A 21092-nucleotide genomic window follows, 5' to 3' on the forward strand; every position below is an offset into this window, starting at 1 on the left:
ACCGTACACCGTACGCGCGGACGGCGCCCGGCGATGGGCCCGCGCGGGACGGAGCCCGGTCTCGTCGAGAACCGGCGGGTTCACCGGCCGCCCCGGCCCGCGATGTCGATACCGGCCTCGACGGCGGCGGCGTCGGGGGCGGGCACCGGCGCGTCCTCGTCCTCGTCCTCGTCGTCGTGCTTGTACGGGTCGGCGTCGCCGGCGTAAGTGGCCCCGGCCGCCTTCCGCTGTACCTCGGCGTCGGCCGCCTTGGCCTCGGCGAGCAGCTCGTCGATGTGCTTGGCGGTGTCGGGCACCTCGTCGAGGCTGAACGCCAGCGTCGGCGTGAACCGCACGCCGGTCTGGCGTCCGACCGCGCTGCGCAGGACACCCCGGGCGCTCTCCAGCGCCGCGGCGGTGGCGGCGCGGTCGGCGTCGTCGCCGTAGACCGTGTAGAACACGGTCGCGTCGTGCAGGTCCGCGGTGACCTTGACGTCGGTCACCGTCACCATGCCCAGGCGGGGGTCCTTCACCTGCGTGCGGAGGTTCTCCGCGACGATTTCCCGGATCCGGACGGCGAGCTTCCTCGCCCGTGCTGCGTCAGCCATCGTGTCTCTCCTGGACAGGCAATTACTCGTCGTCGCCCGAGTGCAGCCGACGACGAACCGAGAGCAGTTCCAACTCCGGACGACCCGCGACCAGCCGTTCGCAGGCATCCAGGACCTCGCCCACATGCTTGGCGGTACTGGCGACGGCCGCCACCCCGATCGCGGCCCGGCCGTGCAGGTCGAGCTGGTCGACCTCGGCCGCCGAGACCTCGAGCCGGCGTAGCGCGGCCACCACCGGCCGGACGTAACCCCGCTTGGCCTTCAGGCTGCGGCTGTCCGCGGGCAGCACGACGTCGAATTCCAACGTGCCGGTGAACACAGCTGTTTTCCTCCGCGAACAAGCAGTCGGCCGGGAGATCCCCCGGCCGACTGCCTGCATCAACTCACGACCGGGGCTTTTCCCGCATCTCGAAGGTCTCGATGACGTCGTCGATCTTGATGTCGTTGAAGGAGCCGAGACCGATACCGGCCTCGTAGCCCTCGCGGACCTCGGTGACGTCGTCCTTGAACCTCTTGAGCGAGTGCACCTGGAGGTTGTCGGCCACCACGGCGCCGTCCCGGATGAGGCGGGCCTTGGAGTTACGCCGGATGTCGCCGCTACGGACGAGCACACCGGCGATGTTGCCGAACTTGCTGGAGCGGAAGACCTCACGGATCTCCGCGGTACCCAGCTGGACCTCTTCGTACTCCGGCTTGAGCATGCCCTTGAGGGCATTCTCGATGTCCTCGATCGCCGCGTAGATGACCGAGTAGTAGCGGATGTCGACGCCTTCGCGGTCGGCCAGCTCGCTCGCCTTGCCCTGGGGCCGGACGTTGAAGCCGATGATGACCGCGTCGGAGGCCGACGCCAGCATGACGTTGGTCTCGGTGATCGCACCGACACCGCGGTCGATGATCCGCAGGGACACCTCGTCGGAGATCTCGATCTTCGCCAGAGCGTCCTCGAGGGCCTCGACCGCACCGGAACCGTCACCCTTGAGGATGAGGTTGAGCTGGGTCTTCTCGCCTTCCTTCATCCGCTCGAGCAGGGTCTCGAGAGTCGGGCGTCCACGGCTCGCCGCGAGCTGGGCATTGCGCTCGCGCGCCTGCCGCTGCTCGGCGATCTGCCGGGCCACCCGGTCCTCGGAGACCTCCAGGAACGTGTCGCCGGCACCGGGAACGGCGGTGAAGCCGAGCACCTGCACCGCGCTGGACGGACCCGCCTCGGCGACCTGGGAACCGCTGTCGTCGAGCATCGCCCGGACTCGGCCGTGCGCCTCACCGGCGACGATCGAGTCACCGACGCGGAGCGTTCCGCGCTGGACCAGGACGGTCGCGATCGGGCCGCGGCCACGGTCGAGGTGACCCTCGATCGCGACACCCTGGGCCGGCACGTCGACCGGCGCCCGGAGGTCCAGCGACGCGTCCGCGGTGAGGCAGACCGCCTCGAGCAGACCGTCGATGTTGATCCGGGACTTCGCGGAGATGTCGACGAACATCGTGTCGCCGCCGTACTCCTCGGCGACCAGCCCGTACTCGGTGAGCTGCTGGCGCACCTTCGCCGGGTTGGCGCCTTCCTTGTCGATCTTGTTCACCGCGACCACGATCGGCACCTCGGCCGCCTGGGCGTGGTTGAGCGCCTCGATCGTCTGCGGCTTCACACCGTCGTCGGCCGCGACCACGAGGATCGCGATGTCCGTCGACTTCGCACCGCGAGCACGCATGGCGGTGAACGCCTCGTGACCCGGGGTGTCGATGAAGGTGATCGACCGGTCTTCGCCGTTGACGTGCGCGTCGACCTGGTAGGCACCGATGTGCTGGGTGATGCCGCCGGCCTCGCCCTCGGCCACCTTCGTGTGCCGGATGGCGTCGAGCAGCTTGGTCTTACCGTGGTCGACGTGGCCCATGACGGTGACCACCGGGGGCCGCGTGACGAGCTTCTCGTCCGCGTACTCCTGGTCGAGGTCGATGTCGAACCGGGCCAGCAGGGCACGGTCCTCGTCCTCGGGGCTGACGATCTGCACCTCGTAGCCGAGGTGCACACCGAGCAGCTGCAGCGTCTCGTCGGTGCACGACTGGGTCGCGGTCACCATCTCGCCGAGACCGAAGGCCTCCTGGACCAGCGAACCGGGGTTCGCGTTGATCCGGTCGGCGAAGTCGGACAGCGACGCACCACGCGGAAGCCGGATGACCTCGCCGTTACCGCGCGGGGCACCCGAGCCCATCGTCGGCGCGGAGAGGTTGTCGAACTCCTGACGCCTCTGCTTCTTGGACTTCCGCCCACGGACCGGGCCACGCCCGCCGGGACGGCCGAACGCACCCGCGGCACCGCCGCGGCCACGACCGCCACCACCGGGACGGCCACCGCCGCCACCGGGACGGAAACCGCCACCGGGAGCACCGGTACCGCCGCCACCGCCACCGCCACCGGGGCGGAAACCGCCACCGCCACCGGGACGACCGCCACCGCCACCGCCACCGCCGGGACGGAAACCGCCACCGCCACCGGGACGACCGCCACCGCCACCGGCGCCGGGACCACCGGGACGGCCACCGGGGCCGCCACGGCCGGGGCCACCACCGGCCGGACGACCGGGCATCATGCCCGGGTTCGGCCGCGGCGGCATCATGCCGGGGTTGGGACGGGGGCCACCGGGGCCACCGGAACCGCCCGGACGGGGACCGCCCGGACCGCCGGAACCACCCGGACGCGGACCGCCGGCGCCCGGACGGGCGCCACCGGGACGGTCACCCTGACGCGGGCCACCGGGACGGTCGCCACCCTGCTGCGGGCTGGGACGCGGACCCGGACGCGGGCCGCCGGGGCCCGGACGCGGACCACCCTGGGGACCGGCCGGAGCCTGACCGCCGGCACCGCCCTGGCCTGCGGCCGCAGCCGGACGCGGACCGGGCCGCGGGGGCTGCTGCGCCGGAGTGCCGGGGCCGACCCCGAACGGGTTGTTGCCCGGACGCGGCGCGGAGCGCTGCGCGGGGCCGGGACGCGGACCGGGACGCGGGTTGCCGCCCTGGCCGGGCGCCGGACGCTCGGCCGCGGGCGGAGCCGCAGCCTCGGCCGGAGCCGGGTTGGGGCGCGGACCCGGACGCGGACCGGGCGTGGGACGCCGGTCGGCCGGGGCCGAGGCCGCCGCACGGGCAGCCGCCGCCTGAGCCTGCTGGGCCGCCTTCAGTTCAGCGGCCCGGGCCTGCTCGGCCTTGACCTCGATGTCCTGGGCGCTGGCCGTGCCCTGCGGGCGGGCCATCACCGACGGAGACGGGGTGTTGCGGGGCGGCCGGGGGCCGCTGGGCGGACCGGGCTTGCGCCCGCCGCCGTTGCCGCCGGATGACGACGGCGAGGTGTATGCCTCCCGCAACCGACGCGCCACTGGCGCCTCGATCGTGGATGAGGCCGATTTCACGAATTCGCCGAGCTCTTTGAGCTTGTTCAGCACATCTTTGCTGGGGATACCCAGTTCCTTGGCGAGTTCATGTACGCGGGCCTTGCCTGCCACTGCTCTCCTCTTCCGAGGCCGGGCGGCACGACCCGCTCGACCTACTAGTTACTCACGAAGCTTGCTCATCGCAGAGACTTCATCGCACGCTCATACCGGGAGACCTACTTTTCGTCCGTGGGTCCGGGCAGGTTGCCCAGTCCCGTCTTGAGCTGTGTCACATACTCACCGACGGCCTCGGCGTCGATGACACCGGGGACCCGGAGCGCACGCCCGAAAGCGCGGCGCCGTTCCGCTAGTACGAAACACGCTGGGTCGGGGTGCAGCCAAGCGCCCCTTCCCGGCAGCCGACGCGCCGGATCGGGAATCGTGACGCGGGTTTCCCCACGTTCGACCGCGACGACGCGTAGCAGCTCAGTGGCTGCCGCTCGCTGCCGACATCCCACGCAAGTCCGCGTTGGGAAGCGGTCATGCGGGGACGGCGCCGGACGGGTGCGGCGAACCACAGGCCAGTCTACCCCGCGCTGCCTGGGACCGAAGCGTCCGGTTCCCCCACTGTTGCCGCAGTGGTCGCTTCCGGCACGTTCGCCTCAGTCGGTTCGGCGTCGCTGTGGATGTCGATGCGCCAGCCGGTGAGGCGCGCGGCGAGGCGGGCGTTCTGGCCCTCCTTGCCGATCGCCAGCGACAACTGGAAGTCCGGCACGGTCACCCGGGCCGAGCGGGCCTCCAGATCGACGACCTCGACCGACTTCACCTGAGCCGGCGACAGCGCCGCGGCGACGAACCGCGCGGGGTCCTCGGCCCAGTCGACGATGTCGATCTTCTCGCCGTGCAGCTCGCTCATGACCGCGCGGACGCGCGCCCCCAGCGGGCCGATGCAGGCACCCTTCGGGTTGACGCCGGCCACCGTGGCCCGGACCGCGATCTTCGAGCGGTGCCCGGCCTCCCGGGCCACCGCCGCGATCTCCACGGTGCCGTCGGCGATCTCCGGTACCTCCAGCGCGAACAGCTTGCGCACCAGGTTCGGGTGCGTCCGGCTCAACGTGACCTGCGGGCCGCGCATTCCCTTCGCCACGTGGACGACGAGCGCCTTGATCCGTGCGCCGTGCTGGTAGGACTCCCCCGGCACCTGCTCGGCGGGCGGCAGCGTGGCCTCGATCTTGCCCAGGCTGACCGAGACGATGCCGCGCTCGGCCCGGGACTCGTGCGCCTGGATCACACCCGCGACGACCTCGCCCTCGCGGGAGGCGAACTCGCCGAACGTCATCTCGTCCTGGGCGTCGCGCAGACGCTGCAGGATGACCTGCTTGGCCGTCATCGTCGCGATCCGGCCGAAGTCGTCGGGGGTGTCGTCGAACTCACGCTCGAGCGTGCCGTCGTCCGCGCGCTCGGCGGCCCACACGGTCGCCACGCCGGTCTTGCGGTCGACCTCGACGCGCGCGTCGTTGTGGGCGTGACCGGTGTGCTTGTACGCGGTCAGGAGCGCGGTCTCGATCGCCTCGATGATCGTGTCGAAGGAGATCTCGCGCTCTCGCTCGACCGCGCGCAGGGCAGCGATGTCGATGTTCATCGGTCTCCTCCTTCTGTTTCGTCGTTCTTGGCCGATTCGCCGGTGGGGCGCGCGAACTCGACCTGGACCTTGCCCGGGCCGAGCTCGGTGAACGTGACCGTCCGCTCGCCCTTGTCGTCGGTCAGCCGGACGCCCTGGTCGTCGACGGCGGTGATCCGCGCGGTCACGCTGCGGTCGCCGATGCGGACGGTGACCAGACGGCCCACGTTGCGCCGCCAGTGCCGCGGCTCGGTCAGCGGCCGGTCGACGCCCGGCGAGGTGACCTCGAGGGTGTACGGGCCGCTGCCGAACGAGTCGGTCTTGTCGAGAGCGGTGGAGACGTCCTTCGACACGGTCGCGATGTCGTCGAGCGTGATGCCCCCGTCGGTGTCGACCACGACGCGCACGACCGTACGGCGGCCGGCCTGGTTGACCGCGACCTCTTCCAGGTCGTACCCGGCGGCGCTGACCACGGGTTCGACCAACGCCACGATTCGGGAGCGCATCGCCTGTGGGGCTGGCATCCGACACCTCCGAACGGTGGTCACTGTGCAGTTGTTGGGAGTCCCCGAACACCTGGGACACAGCCTAACGGTTCGTTCCGAGCGCCCCTCCATCCGGCACGCACGGGCCCGGCTGGGAAACTGTCGGGCGTGCCCTTCGCAACGCGCCGTGTCGGCCCGCTCACCACGTTGAACAGACGCCAGGTGCTCGGCGGCCTGCTGGCCGCCGGTGCGGCCGGGTCGCTGGCCGGCTGCGTGCTGGTCGAGCCGGGGCCGGCGGTACCGGCCGTCGCGGCCGACCCGCTGGAGAAGCTGACCGTGGAGAAGCAGGCTCTGGTCGACCTGTACGACGCGACGATCGGCGCGCACTCTTCGCTCGCCGGGCGGCTGCGGCCGCTGCGCGACGCGCACCGCGAGCATCGGGACGCCCTGCTCGAACTGCTGGACGCCCGGCGGCGGGCCGCGCTGGCGCGGGCCACCCCACCGGTGCCGAATCCGCCGGGTGATGCGGAGAGCGCGCCCCGCGGGAAGCCGGCCGGCGCTTCGCCGACCGCGGCGCTGACCGCGCTCCGCGCCGCGGAGAAGGTCGCGTCGGCGGCGTCGCGGACGGCCTGCCTGGCCGAGACCGGGGGTGGCGAGCGGATCACGGTGCTCGGCAGTATCTGCGCCGGGGAGGCGTCGCACGAGGTGGCGCTCGCATGAGCGCGCCCGGGTGCCGAACAGAAGGGCAGGCATGAGCGGTGAAGCGGACCGTCTCCAGCTCGCGCTGGCCGCGGAGAACGCCAGCGTGTACGCCTACGGGGTGATCGGGGCCTGGCTGACCGACGACGAGCTGAGCTGGGCCCGGTCGGCCGACCTCGCCCACCGCCGGCAGCGCGACGCCGTCTCGGACCTGATCACCGCCGCGGGTGGCACCCCGACGCCGGCGGCGCCCGCCTACCAGCTGCCGAAGCCGGTGACCGGGCGGGCGGAGGCGGTGGTGCTCGCGGTGGACGTCGAGACGCGCGCGGCCGCGGTGTGGCGCTCGGCGCTCGGCGCGCTCACCGGGAACGGACGCGAGGTGGCGCTGGACGCGCTCGTCGGCGCAGCCGTGCGGGCGGCCCAGTGGCGCACCGCCGCCGGGCCCGGCAAATCCCCGATCGTGCCCTGGCCCGGCGGGGCCTCGTCCTAGGCCATGTCCTGCGGATCTCGCTGCGAGCGGGATCCGCAGGACACGACCTAACCGCGCCAGGAGTCGATCAGCGGCACCAGCTCGGGGAGGCATCGGATCACCGCGTCGGGGGTGCCGATCGTGTGGCCGACCTGGTGGGGCGGGACAGGGCTGTGGGGCACGTGGACCGCGCGCATCCCGGCAGCCTGGGCGCCGTAGATGTCGTCGAAGAGGCGGTCGCCGACGAACACACAGGACCCCGGGTCGTCGACGCCCACCGCGCCCATCGCGGCCCGGAACGCCTCCGGGTGGGGTTTGGTCCACGGGATCTCGCTGGTGTAGACCGCGCCGTCGAACAGGTCGAGAACACCGTCGCGCTCCAGGACGCGCTCGTGGTGCTCACGCCCCCAGATCGTGTTGGAGAGCAGGCCGACGCGCAGGCCGCGCGACCGCAGGGCGGCGAGCGTCTCGGCGGCCTCGGGATCGGTGTAGGTGTGCGGCGCCCAGTGCCGCTCGTGGGCGGCGAGGAGCTCGGCCGTGAGCGCGATGCCGGCCGCCGCGCACACGTCGGCCATCGTCGTGGACGTGTGGTCGTCGCGGGAGCGCTGCCAGGCCGCGTCTTCGGCGGCCAGCATCGCGTCGACGAGTTGCTCGGGGGTGGCCCGGCCCTCGAGCGCGGCCATCCCGCACTCGTCGGCGATCGTGCGCCAGAGAGCGCGGGCGTCGATCGTGTGCCACGGGGTGAGCGTGCCGCCCCAATCGAAGAGAACCGCCTTCACCATGCCCGCCACTGTCCCACCCCCCACCGACAGTTCCCGGGCGGTCAGGCCAGCGCGCGCAGCGGACGCAGCGCCGCCGCCGAGGCTCCCAGCACCAGCAGACCCGCGGCCAGGTAGGCCGCGCCGTCGGAGCCCGCCGCCACCGCCACCAGGCTCAGCGCCAGCACCCCGACGCCCTCGAGGAACACGTTCGACGCGACCATCGCCGCCTCGAGCTGCCCCATCCGGCCGGGCGGAGCGAGCCGCGCGAACGTCGCCTGGGCCCCGACCGTCCACCCGGTCGCGCCCCCGATCACCAGGTTCACCAGCACGAGCAGCAGTGGGTGCCCACCCGCGAACAACACCAGCGCGCCCGCGACGAGCGCGAACCCGAGCACCGCGGACGTCCGCGCCTGGTTGAGCGGACGCTCCAGGAACACGGTCCGGCCGGCCACGAACGTGAACGCCGCCCCACCCAGCGCCGACGCCGCCATCACGGCCGGGATCCAGCCCCTCGGCGCGTTCGTCGCCACCGTCTCCGGCAACACGCTGCACACCAGCGTCGCCCAGGTGAGCAGCGCCAGCAGCCGCAGCGTCGGCTCCCGCCAGATCAGCACGAACCCGGCGCCGGGCGGCAGCCGGTCGCGACGGGTCCGTTCCCCGGCGATCGGCAGCACCGCGAGGATCGCCGCGGCCAGGACGAACGACGCCAGGTCGACGAGCAGCGCCACCCGCGGCCCGAGCGCGATCGTCAGAGCGGAGCCGACCACGATGCCGCCGACCTGCACCAGCAGGTTGATCACGGCCGCGAGGCCGAAGTACGGCAGCTGGATCTCCCGCTCGACCGACTCCGCGACGACCGCCGTCGTCACCGCCAGGTACGCCGCCCGCACCGCGCCGAGCAGCGCGGACGCGGCCAGCGCGGTCGAGGCGGACGGGAACGTCGCCGGCAGTATCAGCGCGCAGGCGCCGGCGAGCGCGAGCAGGCTCAGCGTCGGGCGGCGCGGTGGAACGTCGAGCCAGCCGCCGAGCAGCGTGGCCACCAGGATCGCCGGCAGTGCCCGCGCGGTGTAGACCGCCGCCGCGCCCAGCAGCGAACCGGTCTGCTGGTAGCCCAGCAGCAGGAGAGCGGCGAGGCCGACGAAGTCACCGAGCTCGGAGATCGCCTTGACGCCGATCAGGCGCCCGGCGACCGGGTGCCGAAGGACCGTGCGGTACCCGCGCCGCACGTCGGTGCGGGTCGCCCCGGATCCCGTCATAGTCCCCATATAGTGGGCACAATCGGTCGGGAACTCAAGCGGAACCCGAAACAGCCTCATATTTCGCTGAAGGGCTGTGAGGTGCTCCCGAGGAACAGCCGACACGGCAGGATATCGGTGTGGCCTCTCCCCACACTCCTGAGCCGGAATCCCGCGCCGAACTCGCCGCCGATCTCGCCCGTCGCATCCGCCGCCGATGGCGTGCCGACGTGGTGGCGATCGGTGTGACCGGCGCCCTGGTGCACGACGACGACCGCCACGGCACCGGCGTCGAACTCGTCGTCGCGACGTACCGGCCGGGTGGCGGCCCGGCGCCGGCCCGTCGTCAGCGGGGCGGGCACGTGGTCACGCTGGTCGTCGGGGCGCAGGCGGACCTGCTGGCCCGTGCCCGCGCGCTCACCCCGGAGTGGCCCCTGCACGCCGACCGCCACCTGCACGTCCGCCCGCTCGACGACGACAGCGCCTGGATCGCCACGCTCCGCGACGCCCACCGGGCCCGGCTCGCGGAGGCCACGCTGCGTGAGTTCAGCGCGCTGGCCCGGGAGGCGTGGTGCGAGGCCTGGTCGCTCCTCGACGCGGCCGCCCGCGCCGGTCAGTGGCACGACGACGACGGCGCGATCCTCCTGCTCTCCCGGGCCCGGCTCGCCACGGCCGTCACCGACGGTCTGCTCACCCGCACGTACTTCCGTGGGCCCGTCGACGCCGCGCGCCGTACGGGCACCGTCGGGCTGGACCTGGTCGAGCTCCGCGCCCGTCTCCAGGCCCAGGCCACCGAACTGGCCAAACGCGGCTCCCCGGTCGACGCCGACCTGTTCTAGGGCGCGCCCGCGGCTACGCCACGCCGGAACCGATCAGGGAGCCGATGCCGAACGTGATGCCGGCCGCGGCGGCGCCGAGCACCAGTTGCCGGAACCCGCCGAGCCACCAGCGCCCCGCGGTCGCGCGCGTGGCCAGGGCCCCGGCGGCGAACAGGCCGACGCCGCCGATCGCGAGGCCGAGCCAGAGATCGTCGGAGCCGAGCAGGAACGAGAGCAGCGGGATCAGCGCACCGACCGAGAAGCAGACGAACGACGACACGGCCGCGGTCCACGGCGAGGGTTTCTCCTCCGGGATGACGCCGAGCTCGGTGAGCGCGTGGAGCCGGAGCTGCAGGTCGGGCTTGGTGGCGGCCTCGGCCGCGATCCGCTCGGAGAGGTCGGGGGATAGCCCGGCGCGCTGCAGCATCAGCACGAGCTCGCGCCGCTCGGCGGTGCCGTTCAGGGTCAGCTCGCGCCGCTCCTTCGCCACCTCGGCGTCGAGCTGCTCGTTCGCCGTCCGCACCGAGCTGTACTCACCGAGCGCCATCGAGACGGCGCCGGCGACCAGACCCGCCACGCCGGTCAGCACGATCGCCTCCCGGCCGACGCCACCACCGCCGACCCCTGCGATCAAGGAAATGTTCGTGACCAGCCCGTCCATCGCCCCGAACACCGCGGCGCGCAACCAGCCGCCGGACACGTCCCCGTGGTGCGGAACCAGCAGCACCTCGTCGTCGACCGGCATCGTGGACCTCCTCTGCTCCCGGGGTAAGTTTCGCGGCATGCCCCGCGCCACCTCGGAGAAGGCTCCCCTCACCCTGCTGCTTCCCCCGTCGGAGACGAAGCGGCCCGGTGGCGACGGACCGGCGCTCGATCTGTCCACGTTGGCCTTCCCGTCGCTCCGCGACGTCCGGGAGCGCGTTCTCGGCGCGCTGGCCGAACTCGTCGCCGGTGACGAGGCGACCGCGCGCAAAGCCCTCGGCCTCTCCCCCGGCCAACGCGACCAGCTCGAACTCGATGCCGCCCTGCGTACAGCACCGACCAGTCCGGCGCTGTTCCGCTACACCGGTGTGCTCTACGACGCGTTCGACGTCGCGGGGCTCACCCCCGCGCAGCGCAAGCGGGCGGCCGACCGGGTCGTGATCGCGTCGGCGTTGTTCGGGGCGGTGCGCGGCGGTGACCTCATCCCGGCGTACCGGTTCTCGGCCGGAGCCCGGCTACCGGGTTTCGGCACGCTCGGCGCGCTCTGGAAGCCGGTTCTCGGCCCGGCGCTGGCCGCGCTGCCCGGGCTGGTCGTGGACCTGCGCTCCGGCGCGTACGCGCAGCTGGCCCCGGTGCCGGGTGCGGTCACGGTGCGGGTGCTCTACGTCGCGCCCGACGGCAGCCGCTCGGTCGTGAGCCACTTCAACAAGCACGCCAAGGGCCTGCTCACCCGCGCGCTGGCCACCACGACCGCGACCGTGACCGACCCCGCGGGCGTGGTGCGGGTGGCCGCGAAGGCCGGCCTCGCCGCCGAACGCCACGGCCCCCACGGCGTCGACGTGCTCCTCTACGAACCCCCGGCCGGCACCCCGGCCGCCAAACGACTCGCATCAACCACCCGGGCATGAACCTGGAGCCCACCTAGGGCAGCGTGAGGATTTCGGTTCCCGAGTCGGTGACGACCAAGGTGTGCTCAAACTGGGCGGTCCACCTGCGGTCCTTGGTGAGGACGGTCCAGCGGTCGGGCCACATGTCCCACTGGTAGGTGCCGAGCGTGATCATCGGCTCGATCGTGAACGTCATCCCCGGCTCGATCTCGACGTCGAGGTCCGGGTCGTCGAAGTGCGGCACGTGCAGGCCGGAGTGGAACGTCTCGCCGATGCCGTGCCCGGTGAAGTCACGCACCACGCCGTACCCGAACCGCCGCGCGTAGGACTCGATGACCCGCCCGACGACGTTGAGCTGCCGCCCGGGCTTCACCGCGTTGATCGCCCGGCGGGTGGCCTCCTCGGTGCGCTCGACGAGCAGCCGCACCTCCTCCGACGGCTCGCCGGCGAAGAACGTGGCGTTGCAGTCGCCGTGCACGCCCCCGATGAACGCGGTGACGTCGATGTTGACGATGTCGCCGTCCTCGATCACCGTGCTGTCGGGGATGCCGTGGCAGATCACCTCGTTCAGCGAGGTGCAGCACGACTTCGGGAACCCGCGGTAACCGAGCGTCGAGGGGTACGCGTCGTGCTCGATCAGGAACTCGTGGACGACCCGGTCGATCTCGTCGGTGGTGGCGCCCGGCGCGACGTGCTTGCCGCCCCACTGCAGCGCCTGGGCGGCGATCCGCCCGGCCACCCGCATCTTCTCGATCGTCTCGGGGGTCTGGACGTCCGAACCGGTCCACCGTCGCGGCGCGGGCTTCCCGACGTACTCCGGGCGCGGAATCGACGCCGGGACCTCGCGCCGAGGGGTCTGCCGGCCGGGAACCAGGGGTGCACGCATGCGCCCAAGATTAGGTCAGGACACGCCGGGCCGGGCGGGGCCCGGCAACACCCCGGACGTTAGCCGGACGACACTCACGCGGGCGGCGCGGCGGCGTCGGCCGGGTGCGTGTGCGGCTGCTGGAGCTGGGCGACCCTTTTCTCCCGGCCCGGCCACGGTGACCGGTACTGGCAGGTGTCGCAGTTCATCAGGACGCTGCCGCCGACCGCTTCGGCGTACCGCTCGAGGACCAGCCGGGCCACCGACGGGTGCGCGCCGAGCACCTCGGCGACCCGGGCCCCGGCCGCCAGCGCGTCCCGGCGCACCGCGCCCGGCAGGCGTCCCGGCGCGAGGAAATACGGCACGACCAGGACGTCGTCGTGGCCGAGGCGGTGCAGGCGGTCCACCGCCTCGGTGACGCTCGGCCGGGTGGCCCCCGCGTACGCGACCTCGACCGGGGCCTCGGCCCGACGCCACTCCCAGAACAGCCGCGCCGCGCGCCAGATCTCGGCGTTCGCGTCCGGGTCGTCGGCACCGGCCGACGCCAGCACCAGCGCGGTCGACGCCGACGCCCCGGCCTCGCGCACCCGGTCGTCCAACGCGGTCAGCAGCAGCGGATCCGGGCCGAGCGGGCGCCCGTAGCTGACCACCAGCCCGGCGTCCCGGGCGATCCGCACCGCTCCGGCGATGTCGCCCTTGCTGTGCGACGCGGCGGTGAGCAGCAGCGGCAGCGTCGCCACCGGACGCCCTTCGGCGGCGAACCGGCGCAGCGCTCCGGTGACCGACGGCGGTTCGTGGTCGACGAACGCCAGCTCGACCGGCAGCTCCGGGGCCAGTTCACGCACCCGCTCCAGCAGCGCGTGCAACGTCGCGATGCCGGGCGGGTGCGAGGTGCCGTGGGCGACCGCCAGCAGGACCGGTGCGTTCATACCCCGGCGGGCTGCTCGACCATGCCGGCCGCCACGGTGGCGCCGGTGGCTTCGTCGATCAGCAGGAACGAGCCGGTTCCGCGGGAGAGCACGTACGGGTCGACGGCGACCGGCTCGGCCAGGCGCAGCGTCACGTCGCCGATGTCGTTGAGCTCCAGGGCGTCGGCGTCGGCACGTTTGAGGGTGGTGACGTCGAGCCGGTCGGCGACGGCACCGACGATGGCCTTCACCTCCCGGGTGCCGGCGCGCAGCCGGAACCGGTCGCCGGCCCGCACCTGGCGCTCGGCCAGCACGCAGACCCGGCCGGTGAGCTCGCGCACGGGTGCGGGGGCGTCGGGGGCGGCCGCGATCAGGTCGCCGCGCGACACGTCGACGTCGTCGGCGAGCCGCACCGCGACCGAGCGGCCGGTGCCCGCCTCGGAGAGCGTCTCGTCGTGGGTGTCGATCCCGGCGATCGTCGAGCGGCGTCCCGACGGCAGGACCACGACCTCGTCGCCGACCCGGAGCGTGCCCGCGGCCACCCGCCCGGCGTACGCGCGGTAGTCGGGGTGCTCGGCCGAGCGGGGCCGGATCACCAGCTGCACCGGGAACCGGGCCCCGACCTGCCCGCCGCGCGGCGGCACCGGGACGGTCTCCAGGTGCTCGAGCAGCGTCTGACCGGCGTACCAGCCGAGGTTGGTCGACGGTTCGACGACGTTGTCGCCGTGCAGCGCGGACACCGGGATCGCGGTGAGCGACCGGAGGCCGAGCTCCGACGCCAGCACGTCGAAGTCGGCGACGATGCGGTCGTAGACCTCCTCGGAGAAGTCCACCAGGTCCATCTTGTTCACGGCCAGCACGACGTGGCCGACGCCGAGCAGCGCGGCGACCGCGGCGTGGCGGTGCGACTGCTCGACCAGGCCGTGCCGGGCGTCGACGAGCACGACCGCGACGTCGGCGGTGGACGCGCCGGTCACCATGTTGCGGGTGTACTGGACGTGCCCGGGGGTGTCGGCGAGCACGAACGTCCGGCGGGGCGTGGCGAAGTAGCGGTAGGCGACGTCGATCGTGATGCCCTGCTCCCGCTCGGCCCGCAGGCCGTCGGTGAGCAGGGCCAGGTCGGCGGCGTCCAGGCCACGACGCTTGGACGCGGCCTCGACGGCGTCGAACTGGTCGGCGAAGACGTTCTTGGAGTCGTGGAGCAGGCGCCCGATCAGCGTGCTCTTGCCGTCGTCCACCGAACCCGCGGTGGCGACCCGCAACAGGTCGGACATGGTTAGAAGTATCCCTCGCGCTTGCGGTCCTCCATGGCGGCTTCGCTCGCGCGGTCGTCGGCGCGGGTGGCGCCCCGCTCGGTGAGGCGGCTGGTCGCGGTCTCCGCGATCACCTCTTCCACCGTCGACGCGGTCGAGCGCACCGCGCCGGTGCAGGTGGCATCGCCCACCGTGCGGTAGCGCACGGTCTCGAGGCGCACCTGCTCGCCGTCGCGCGGCGGGGTGAACGGCGTCACCGCCAGCACCATGCCGTCACGGTCGAAGACCTCACGCTCGTGGGCGTAGTAGATGCCCGGCACCTCGATGCCGTCGCGGGCGATGTAGCGCCAGATGTCCAGCTCGGTCCAGTTGCTGAGCGGGAAAATCCGGACGTGCTCACCGGGGGCGATCCGGCCGTTGTAGAGGTCCCAGAGCTCCGGGCGCTGGTTGCGCGGGTCCCACTGGCCGAACTCGTCGCGGATCGAGAACACCCGCTCCTTGGCCCTGGCCTTCTCCTCGTCGCGGCGTGCGCCGCCGAGCACGGCGTCGAAGCGGTGGTCGGTGATCGCGTCGAGCAGCGGGACAGTCTGCAGCGGGTTGCGCGACTGCCCCGGACGCTCGGAGACCCGGCCGCGGTCGATCGCGTCCTGCACCGAGGCGACGACGAGGTCGAGGCCCAGCTCGGCGGCGCGCCGGTCGCGGAACTCGATGACCTCGGGGAAGTTGTGGCCGGTGTCGACGTGCATCACCGGGAACGGGATCCGGCCCGGCGAGAACGCCTTCTCGGCCAGGCGGAGCATGACGATCGAGTCCTTGCCGCCGGAGAACAGCAGCACCGGGCGCTCGAAGCTGCCCACCACCTCGCGCAGGATGTGGACCGACTCGTCCTCCAGCGCGGTGAGGGCGGCGTCGTGGGCGTCGGTCAGGTGCTCGAGGTGCAGGTCGGAGATGGTGGTCACAGCAGACCCCTTTCGGACAACGCGGCGAGCACCGCGTCCACGGACGCGTCGAGACTTTCGGGCTGGAGCACGAGTTCGGGTGCGGTCGGCGCTTCGTAGACGTCGTCGACGCCGGTCAGGCCGGAGATCTCACCCGCGCGCTGTTTGGCGTAAAGGCCCTTCACGTCGCGCACGCTGCAGATCTCGACCGGCGTGGCCACGTGGACCTCGACGAACGGCGTGGCGCCGGCGTCGTGCCGGGCGCGGACGGCGTCGCGGGCGGCGGCGTACGGCGAGATGACGGCGGCGAGCACCAGGACGCCGTTACGGGCCAGCAGCTCGGCGACGAACCCGATCCGGGCGACGTTCGTGTCGCGGTCGGCGCGGCTGAAGCCGAGCCCGGCCGAGAGGTGTTCCCGGACGGCGTCGCCGTCGAGGACCTCGACCCGGCGCCCGCGGGCACGCAGGCGCTCGGCGACCGCGGTGGCGACGGTGGTCTTCCCGGCGCTGGGAAGACCGGTCAGCCAGACGGTGGCGCCCGTCACTGTGGGATGCGCCACATCGAGCGTGTCGGACGGGCCACTCTGCGTAGGAGCGGCAGGCACGCCTGCGGTGGCGGCGGAAACGATCGGCATCGCGCGATCTCTCCTGACCTCGGGGAGGAACTTCACTTCACGGGACGACTAGCCAGATAGTGGGCAGCGTTATTGTCCCGCCGGAAGCTCCGCGACGGGGGCACGACAACCGGTCAGTGGCTCGCCGATGAGCCGCTGATCAGCGGTGGTACCAGGGGATCCGGGTGCGCGGGCCGGTCGTGGCCGGTGCGTCGGAGATGCCGACCGAGGGCCTCAGAGGCCGTCGTGGGACGCCGGGGCCGCGCTCAGATGGCGCGACACACTGCGCTGGAGACGCGCAGCAGGTCGACGTGCCGACGCGAGGTCAGCATCGCCGAAGCGGGGCGGGTACGGCCGGTCATGGTTGCCGATGATGACACAGCAACGGGACGCAGCCAACCAGGATCGGATTACCTACTATTCCAGTAGGTGAGCACCGTTTCCCAACATCTGGCTGGCGCCGCGTCGCTGTGCGATGCTTTTGGACGTGACGACGCGAGGCACCCTCTTGGTCGCCCGCCTGCATGTCGACCTGCAGCGGGTGATCAGCGCTGCCTGTCCTAGCTGACAGGTCCGCCGCGCCCCTCGTCCGTCTCTCGACCGTTTTCGGCCTCCAGCTCCCCGATGTCACCCGGGTGAGCGCCGCAGGCTGCGGTCCGACTCCCCTGTGAGGTAACCAGAGATGCCTGCCCGTACCACTAGTGGTCGACCTCGCGGCCAGGGCCAGTGGGCCCTCGGCTACCGCGAGCCGCTCAACAAGAACGAGCAGATGAAGAAGGACTCGGACGGCCTGAGCGTCCGGGACCGCATCATCAACATCTACGCGCACGGCGGGTTCGACTCGATCGACCCGCAGGACCTGCGTGGGCGGATGCGCTGGTACGGCCTCTACACCCAGCGCGCGCCCGGCATCCCCGGCGGCAAGACCGCGGTGCTGGAGCCCGAGGAGCTCGACGACCGCTACTTCATGCTGCGGGTGCGCATCGACGGCGGGCGGATGACGTCCGAGCAGCTGCGCACGATCGCCGGCATCTCATGCGAGTTCGGCCGGGACGTGGCCGACGTCACCGACCGGCAGAACATCCAGCTGCACTGGATCGCGATCGAGGACGTCCCCGAGATCTGGCGGCGGCTCGAGGGCGTCGGGCTCTCCACCACCGAGGCCTGCGGAGACACGCCACGCGTCATCCTCGGTTGTCCGCTGGCCGGCGAACTCGAGACCGACGTGCTCGACGCGACCGAGCCGCTGCGCAAGGTCGTCGACCGGTACATCGGCGACCCGGCGTTCTCGAACCTGCCGCGGAAGTTCAAGAGCTCGATCTCCGGCTGCGCCGAGCACTGCACGAACCACGAGATCAACGACGTCGGCTTCGTCGGTGTCATCGGCCCGGACGGGTCACCCGGCTACGACCTCTGGGTCGGCGGCGGGCTGTCCACGAACCCCCGGTTCGCCGAGCGGCTCGGCGTCTTCGTCCGGCCCGACCAGGTCGAGGCGGCCTGGGCCGGCGTAGTCGGCATCTTCCGCGACTACGGCTACCGCCGCTCCCGCACCCACGCCCGGCTCAAGTTCCTGCTGGCCGACTGGGGTCCGGAGAAGTTCCGCGAGGTGCTCGAGACCGAATACCTCCAGGAGAAGCTCCCGGACGGACCGGCACCGGCGAAGCCGATCCAGGACCAGCGTGACCACGTCGGGCTCACCCCGATGCGCAACGGGAAGCTGGCCGTGGGCTTCGCGCCGCGTGCCGGGCGGCTCTCCGGCTCGACGCTGACCGCGGTGGCCGACCTGGCCGACCGGCTCGGCGACGGGCGCGTCGCCGCCACCGCTCAGCAGAAGCTCGTGATCCTCGGCGTCGATTCCGCCGACGTGGACGAGCTGAGCGACGAGCTGGCCACCCACGACCTGCAGGTCAAGCCGAGCGCGTTCCGCCGCGGCACGATGGCCTGCACCGGGCTGGAGTTCTGCAAGCTGGCGATCGTCGAGACCAAGGCGCGCGCCGACGTGCTCTACCGGGAGCTGGAGAAGCGCCTGCCGGAGTTCGACGAGCCGCTCACGATCAACATCAACGGCTGCCCGAACTCGTGCGCCCGGTTCCAGACCGCCGACGTCGGCTTCAAGGGCTCGATGGTGCGCGACGACGACGGGAACATGGTCGAGGGCTTCCAGGTGCACCTCGGCGGTCACTTCGGCGCCGAGGCGGCGTTCGGCCGCAAGTTCCGTGGCCTCAAGGTCACCGCGGACGGGATGCCCGACTACGTCGAGCGGATCCTGCGGGTGTACCTGGAGCGCCGCGAGCCCGGTGAGCGGTTCGCGGCGTACGTGGCCCGGGCCGAGGAGGCCTGGCTCCTGTGAGCGAGCGGGCCGCGCCGTTCTACTGCCCCTACTGCGGTGACGAGGACATCCGTCCCGATGGTGAGCACCACGGTCAGTGGCGCTGCGGTGCCTGCACGCGCGTGTGGACGTTGAAGTACGTCGGCTTGGGCCGTCCGTCGTTAGAGCAGGAGGAGGCGCGATGACCCTCGAGGTCACTGATCTGCGTGGGCTGGCCGATTCCGCGGCGGCCGAGCTCGAGGGTGCGCACCCGATCGAGGTCATGCGCTGGGCCGGCGAGACGTTCGGCGACCGGCTCTGCCTGACCTCGTCGATGGGTGACGCGGTGCTCGCGACGCTGGCCGCCGAGGCGGTGCCCGGTATCGACGTGGTGTTCCTGGACACCGGCTACCACTTCGCGGAGACCCTGCAGACGCGCGACCGGGTCGCCGCCGAGCTCGACGTGAACGTCGTGACGGTCAAGCCGGAGCTCACGGTCGCGCAGCAGAACATCCAGTTCGGGCAGAGCCTGTACGCGCGTGACTCGGACGCCTGCTGCGGGATGCGGAAGGTCGAGCCGCTCGACCGCGGGCTGGCGCCGTACGACGCGTGGGCGTCGGGGCTGCGCCGGGACGAGTCGTACGCGCGCCGGCACACGCCGGTGGTCGGGGTCGACGCCCGGCGCAACAAGATCAAGGTGAACCCGCTGGCGTGCTGGACGCAGGCCGACGTCGACCGGTTCGTCGCCGAGCGGGGAGTGATCATCAACCCGCTCGTCGACCGGGGCTTCCTGTCGATCGGGTGCGCGCCGTGCACGCGTCCGGTGCAGCTCGGGGAGGACTCACGGTCCGGTCGGTGGTCCGGGTCCGAGAAGACGGAGTGCGGGATCCACCTCTGAGTCACCCCTCAGGGAGGACACAGGGAGCTCACAGCTTTCCGAGCGATCGTTGCAGACATGGACGAATCGCACCGCTCACCCGCAGCCGGCGGTGACCAGGCCGGCACCCCGTCGACCCCCACCCCGGGGACACCGGACTCGCTCGGGAACCCGCGCCCCTCGGACGCGTCCTCCCCCTGGGCGGCACCCCAGCCGCCCGTTTCCTCCCCCACCTCTTCTCCGGTCGAGGGCACGCCGCCCCCCGCGGCGTCCTCGGCGGCACCCTCGGCTCCGGCCGAGCCGGCCGGGTACTTCACCGGCCCGGCCGCGTTCACCTCGGGGCCGCACGGCACCGAGTCCCCCGTCGGCCCGGCGTACGACTCCGGGCCGCACCGGGGCGGGGCGCAGCCGACCGGCGCACACCAGACCGGGCCGTTCCCCGCGTGGACCTCGGGCGGTGCGTACGGGCACCCGGTCGGCACGATGGCGCCACCGGCGAAGCGCCGGGGGCCGCTGGCCGTGGCGATCGCCGGTGGAGCGCTGGTGCTCGCGCTCGTCGCCGGCGGTACCGGTGCCGCGGTCGGCGTCGCGGTGAGCGACCACTCGGGCAGCGGCGTCACGATCAACCAGGAGTCCGGCACCGCGGTCACGAAGGCCGGCGAGGCCGGCACCGTGGAGGCCGCCGCCGCGACCGCGCTCAAGAGCGTCGTCACGATCCAGGTCACCGCCAACTCGGGTGCCGGCACCGGATCCGGCGTCGTCCTCGACTCCTCCGGCCACATCGTCACCAACAACCACGTGGTCGAGGCCGCGGCCGACGGCGGCACGATCACCGTCACGCTGGCCGGGGGCGAGACCCGCACCGCGACGATCGTCGGGCGTGACCCGTCGTCGGACATCGCGGTGATCAAGCTCACCGACACGGCCGGGATCACCCCGGCGACCTTCGCCCGGTCCTCGACGGTCAAGACCGGGCAGACCGTGCTCGCCGTCGGCGCCCCGCTCGGCCTGTCGAACACCGTCACCGAGGGCATCGTCAGCGCGCTCAACCGCCCGGTGCGCACCGGCTCGTCGGCCGACCAGAACACCGTCCTCGACGCCGTGCAGACCGACGCCGCGATCAACCCCGGTAACTCCGGCGGCGCGCTCGTCGACCTCTCCGGCCGGGTGATCGGCATCAACTCGGCGATCGCCACCGTCTCGAGCGGCTCGTCCGGCGGGCAGGACAGCCAGTCCGGCAACATCGGCGTCGGCTTCGCGATCCCCTCCGACACCGCGCTGAACGTCGCGAAGCAGCTGATCGAGGACGGCACCGCCGAGCACGCGGCGCTGGGTGTCAGCGCCCAGGACACGCAGAGCGGGACCGGCGCGCAGATCGCCCAGGTCAGCAGCGGCTCGGCGGCGGACAAGGCCGGTCTGCGGGCCGGCGACGTGGTCACCGCGATCGACGACCGGAAGGTGACCGACACCGACGGGCTCGTCGCGGCCGTCCGGGCGCACAACCCCGGCGACGCGGTGACGGTGACCTACCAGCGGGGCGGGCGGTCCGCCACGGCCACCGTGGCCCTCACCAGCAGCGCGACCTGACCCGGACCCCCGCGCTGCGAACCCGGGCGGCGTCCCCTTCGCCGCCCTCGCGTGCCCCACACCCCGAACCCGGGGGTGGGGCACGCGGTTTCCCGGGCCCACGACGGGTTTCCGGGGTCGAA

At 72.5% G+C, this 21092-nt stretch carries 23 protein-coding genes; 8 read left to right on the forward strand and 15 right to left on the reverse strand.

What is annotated here, in order from left to right; genetic code table 11:
- Positions 1–80: 80 nt before the first annotated feature.
- The 6 genes from rbfA to rimP all read right to left on the reverse strand — a co-directional run bounded on the left by rbfA (position 81) and on the right by rimP (position 6088).
- On the reverse strand, positions 81–587 hold the full coding sequence (gene rbfA / locus CRYAR_RS31705) for a 30S ribosome-binding factor RbfA (RefSeq protein WP_063725795.1): 507 nt from the start codon (positions 585–587) through the stop codon (positions 81–83).
- Between the two features lie 22 nt (positions 588–609).
- Positions 610–906, reverse strand: coding sequence for a DUF503 domain-containing protein (locus CRYAR_RS31710; protein ID WP_035856927.1), 297 nt, complete (start codon positions 904–906; stop codon positions 610–612).
- A 64-nt stretch (positions 907–970) separates the two neighbouring features.
- Complete coding sequence (gene infB / locus CRYAR_RS50405; RefSeq protein WP_084701208.1) at positions 971–4075, reverse strand: translation initiation factor IF-2; 3105 nt, start codon at positions 4073–4075, stop codon at positions 971–973.
- A 104-nt stretch (positions 4076–4179) separates the two neighbouring features.
- Positions 4180–4521 (reverse strand): DUF448 domain-containing protein, encoded by a 342-nt coding sequence (locus CRYAR_RS50980; RefSeq protein ID WP_084701210.1) that lies wholly within the window; start codon positions 4519–4521, stop codon positions 4180–4182.
- A gap of 8 nt (positions 4522–4529) precedes the next feature.
- Positions 4530–5585: a transcription termination factor NusA gene (nusA, locus tag CRYAR_RS31725; protein ID WP_035856929.1), complete on the reverse strand. Its 1056-nt coding sequence runs from the start codon at positions 5583–5585 to the stop codon at positions 4530–4532.
- Positions 5582–6088 carry a ribosome maturation factor RimP gene (gene rimP / locus CRYAR_RS31730; protein ID WP_051571204.1) on the reverse strand — a complete coding sequence of 169 codons (507 nt, stop codon included), beginning with the start codon at positions 6086–6088 and terminating at the stop codon, positions 5582–5584. Before rimP ends, nusA begins: the two co-directional genes overlap by 4 nt.
- 129 nt (positions 6089–6217) lie before the next feature.
- Between rimP and CRYAR_RS31735 the strand changes: the two genes are divergently transcribed.
- Together CRYAR_RS31735 and CRYAR_RS31740 are read left to right on the forward strand one after the other, a co-directional pair.
- Positions 6218–6769 carry a twin-arginine translocation signal domain-containing protein gene (locus CRYAR_RS31735; RefSeq protein WP_063725796.1) on the forward strand — a complete coding sequence of 184 codons (552 nt, stop codon included), beginning with the start codon at positions 6218–6220 and terminating at the stop codon, positions 6767–6769.
- A 31-nt stretch (positions 6770–6800) separates the two neighbouring features.
- Positions 6801–7238 (forward strand): ferritin-like domain-containing protein, encoded by a 438-nt coding sequence (locus CRYAR_RS31740; protein WP_035856932.1) that lies wholly within the window; start codon positions 6801–6803, stop codon positions 7236–7238.
- A 47-nt stretch (positions 7239–7285) separates the two neighbouring features.
- Here the strand turns inward: CRYAR_RS31740 and CRYAR_RS31745 are convergent, their stop codons facing one another.
- A complete protein-coding gene (locus tag CRYAR_RS31745; protein ID WP_035856933.1) occupies positions 7286–7999 on the reverse strand; it encodes an HAD family hydrolase in 714 nt (237 codons plus the stop codon).
- 41 nt (positions 8000–8040) lie between these two features.
- The gene (locus CRYAR_RS31750) at positions 8041–9234 is read right to left on the reverse strand and encodes an MFS transporter (protein ID WP_035856934.1); all 1194 of its coding nucleotides are present in this window, start codon (positions 9232–9234) and stop codon (positions 8041–8043) included.
- A gap of 119 nt (positions 9235–9353) precedes the next feature.
- Here CRYAR_RS31750 and CRYAR_RS31755 point away from each other — a divergent pair, with 119 nt between their 5' ends.
- Positions 9354–10052 carry a hypothetical protein gene (locus CRYAR_RS31755; protein ID WP_035856935.1) on the forward strand — a complete coding sequence of 233 codons (699 nt, stop codon included), beginning with the start codon at positions 9354–9356 and terminating at the stop codon, positions 10050–10052.
- Between the two features lie 13 nt (positions 10053–10065).
- On the opposite strand, the gene CRYAR_RS31760 is transcribed toward CRYAR_RS31755, so the two are convergent.
- A complete protein-coding gene (locus CRYAR_RS31760) occupies positions 10066–10776 on the reverse strand; it encodes a VIT1/CCC1 transporter family protein (protein WP_035856936.1) in 711 nt (236 codons plus the stop codon).
- 37 nt (positions 10777–10813) lie between these two features.
- Between CRYAR_RS31760 and CRYAR_RS31765 the strand changes: the two genes are divergently transcribed.
- Entirely contained in the window at positions 10814–11641 is an 828-nt protein-coding gene (locus CRYAR_RS31765) for a YaaA family protein (protein ID WP_051571206.1), read from the forward strand.
- 13 nt (positions 11642–11654) lie between these two features.
- On the opposite strand, the gene map is transcribed toward CRYAR_RS31765, so the two are convergent.
- The 6 genes from map to CRYAR_RS50985 form a co-directional block, all read right to left on the reverse strand.
- On the reverse strand, positions 11655–12506 hold the full coding sequence (map, locus tag CRYAR_RS31770) for a type I methionyl aminopeptidase (protein ID WP_035856937.1): 852 nt from the start codon (positions 12504–12506) through the stop codon (positions 11655–11657).
- A gap of 74 nt (positions 12507–12580) precedes the next feature.
- Positions 12581–13414, reverse strand: a complete 834-nt coding sequence (locus CRYAR_RS31775) for a sirohydrochlorin chelatase (RefSeq protein ID WP_051571207.1) — start codon at positions 13412–13414, stop codon at positions 12581–12583.
- The gene (locus tag CRYAR_RS31780) at positions 13411–14667 is read right to left on the reverse strand and encodes a sulfate adenylyltransferase subunit 1 (RefSeq protein ID WP_035856938.1); all 1257 of its coding nucleotides are present in this window, start codon (positions 14665–14667) and stop codon (positions 13411–13413) included. Before CRYAR_RS31780 ends, CRYAR_RS31775 begins: the two co-directional genes overlap by 4 nt.
- Positions 14668–14669: 2 nt before the next feature.
- On the reverse strand, positions 14670–15605 hold the full coding sequence (cysD, locus tag CRYAR_RS31785) for a sulfate adenylyltransferase subunit CysD (RefSeq protein ID WP_084701212.1): 936 nt from the start codon (positions 15603–15605) through the stop codon (positions 14670–14672).
- Positions 15602–16129: an adenylyl-sulfate kinase gene (gene cysC / locus CRYAR_RS31790; protein ID WP_051571208.1), complete on the reverse strand. Its 528-nt coding sequence runs from the start codon at positions 16127–16129 to the stop codon at positions 15602–15604. The genes cysD and cysC overlap by 4 nt, the downstream gene beginning before the upstream one ends.
- A gap of 335 nt (positions 16130–16464) precedes the next feature.
- A complete protein-coding gene (locus tag CRYAR_RS50985; RefSeq protein WP_342673837.1) occupies positions 16465–16560 on the reverse strand; it encodes a putative leader peptide in 96 nt (31 codons plus the stop codon).
- 113 nt (positions 16561–16673) lie between these two features.
- Here CRYAR_RS50985 and CRYAR_RS50990 point away from each other — a divergent pair, with 113 nt between their 5' ends.
- From CRYAR_RS50990 to CRYAR_RS31805, 4 genes are all read left to right on the forward strand, one after another.
- A complete protein-coding gene (locus CRYAR_RS50990) occupies positions 16674–16766 on the forward strand; it encodes a putative leader peptide (RefSeq protein ID WP_342673838.1) in 93 nt (30 codons plus the stop codon).
- Positions 16767–16880: 114 nt separating this feature from the next.
- Positions 16881–18548, forward strand: coding sequence for a nitrite/sulfite reductase (locus tag CRYAR_RS31795; RefSeq protein ID WP_035856940.1), 1668 nt, complete (start codon positions 16881–16883; stop codon positions 18546–18548).
- 160 nt (positions 18549–18708) lie between these two features.
- Positions 18709–19404, forward strand: a complete 696-nt coding sequence (locus tag CRYAR_RS31800; protein WP_035856941.1) for a phosphoadenylyl-sulfate reductase — start codon at positions 18709–18711, stop codon at positions 19402–19404.
- A gap of 57 nt (positions 19405–19461) precedes the next feature.
- Positions 19462–20970 (forward strand): S1C family serine protease, encoded by a 1509-nt coding sequence (locus CRYAR_RS31805; protein ID WP_051571209.1) that lies wholly within the window; start codon positions 19462–19464, stop codon positions 20968–20970.
- Positions 20971–21092 lie beyond the last annotated feature (122 nt).

The sequence above is a fragment of the Cryptosporangium arvum DSM 44712 genome (assembly GCF_000585375.1).
GTDB classification, from domain to species: domain Bacteria; phylum Actinomycetota; class Actinomycetes; order Mycobacteriales; family Cryptosporangiaceae; genus Cryptosporangium; species Cryptosporangium arvum.

Excerpts from the sequence above, each read along its gene's own strand:
- CRYAR_RS31780 (WP_035856938.1), bottom strand. The coding sequence starts at position 14,667 with ATGTCCGACCTGTTGCGGGTCGCCACCGCGGGTTCGGTGGACGACGGC.
- CRYAR_RS31740 (WP_035856932.1), top strand. The coding sequence starts at position 6,801 with ATGAGCGGTGAAGCGGACCGTCTCCAGCTCGCGCTGGCCGCGGAGAAC.
- CRYAR_RS31775 (WP_051571207.1), bottom strand. The coding sequence starts at position 13,414 with ATGAACGCACCGGTCCTGCTGGCGGTCGCCCACGGCACCTCGCACCCG.
- CRYAR_RS50990 (WP_342673838.1), top strand. The coding sequence starts at position 16,674 with ATGCTTTTGGACGTGACGACGCGAGGCACCCTCTTGGTCGCCCGCCTG.
- CRYAR_RS31795 (WP_035856940.1), top strand. The coding sequence starts at position 16,881 with ATGCCTGCCCGTACCACTAGTGGTCGACCTCGCGGCCAGGGCCAGTGG.
- CRYAR_RS31800 (WP_035856941.1), top strand. The coding sequence starts at position 18,709 with ATGACCCTCGAGGTCACTGATCTGCGTGGGCTGGCCGATTCCGCGGCG.
- rimP (WP_051571204.1), bottom strand. The coding sequence starts at position 6,088 with ATGCCAGCCCCACAGGCGATGCGCTCCCGAATCGTGGCGTTGGTCGAA.
- CRYAR_RS31765 (WP_051571206.1), top strand. The coding sequence starts at position 10,814 with ATGCCCCGCGCCACCTCGGAGAAGGCTCCCCTCACCCTGCTGCTTCCC.
- CRYAR_RS31750 (WP_035856934.1), bottom strand. The coding sequence starts at position 9,234 with ATGACGGGATCCGGGGCGACCCGCACCGACGTGCGGCGCGGGTACCGC.
- CRYAR_RS31760 (WP_035856936.1), bottom strand. The coding sequence starts at position 10,776 with ATGCCGGTCGACGACGAGGTGCTGCTGGTTCCGCACCACGGGGACGTG.
- nusA (WP_035856929.1), bottom strand. The coding sequence starts at position 5,585 with ATGAACATCGACATCGCTGCCCTGCGCGCGGTCGAGCGAGAGCGCGAG.
- rbfA (WP_063725795.1), bottom strand. The coding sequence starts at position 587 with ATGGCTGACGCAGCACGGGCGAGGAAGCTCGCCGTCCGGATCCGGGAA.
- CRYAR_RS31745 (WP_035856933.1), bottom strand. The coding sequence starts at position 7,999 with ATGGTGAAGGCGGTTCTCTTCGATTGGGGCGGCACGCTCACCCCGTGG.
- map (WP_035856937.1), bottom strand. The coding sequence starts at position 12,506 with ATGCGTGCACCCCTGGTTCCCGGCCGGCAGACCCCTCGGCGCGAGGTC.
- CRYAR_RS50985 (WP_342673837.1), bottom strand. The coding sequence starts at position 16,560 with ATGACCGGCCGTACCCGCCCCGCTTCGGCGATGCTGACCTCGCGTCGG.
- CRYAR_RS31805 (WP_051571209.1), top strand. The coding sequence starts at position 19,462 with ATGGACGAATCGCACCGCTCACCCGCAGCCGGCGGTGACCAGGCCGGC.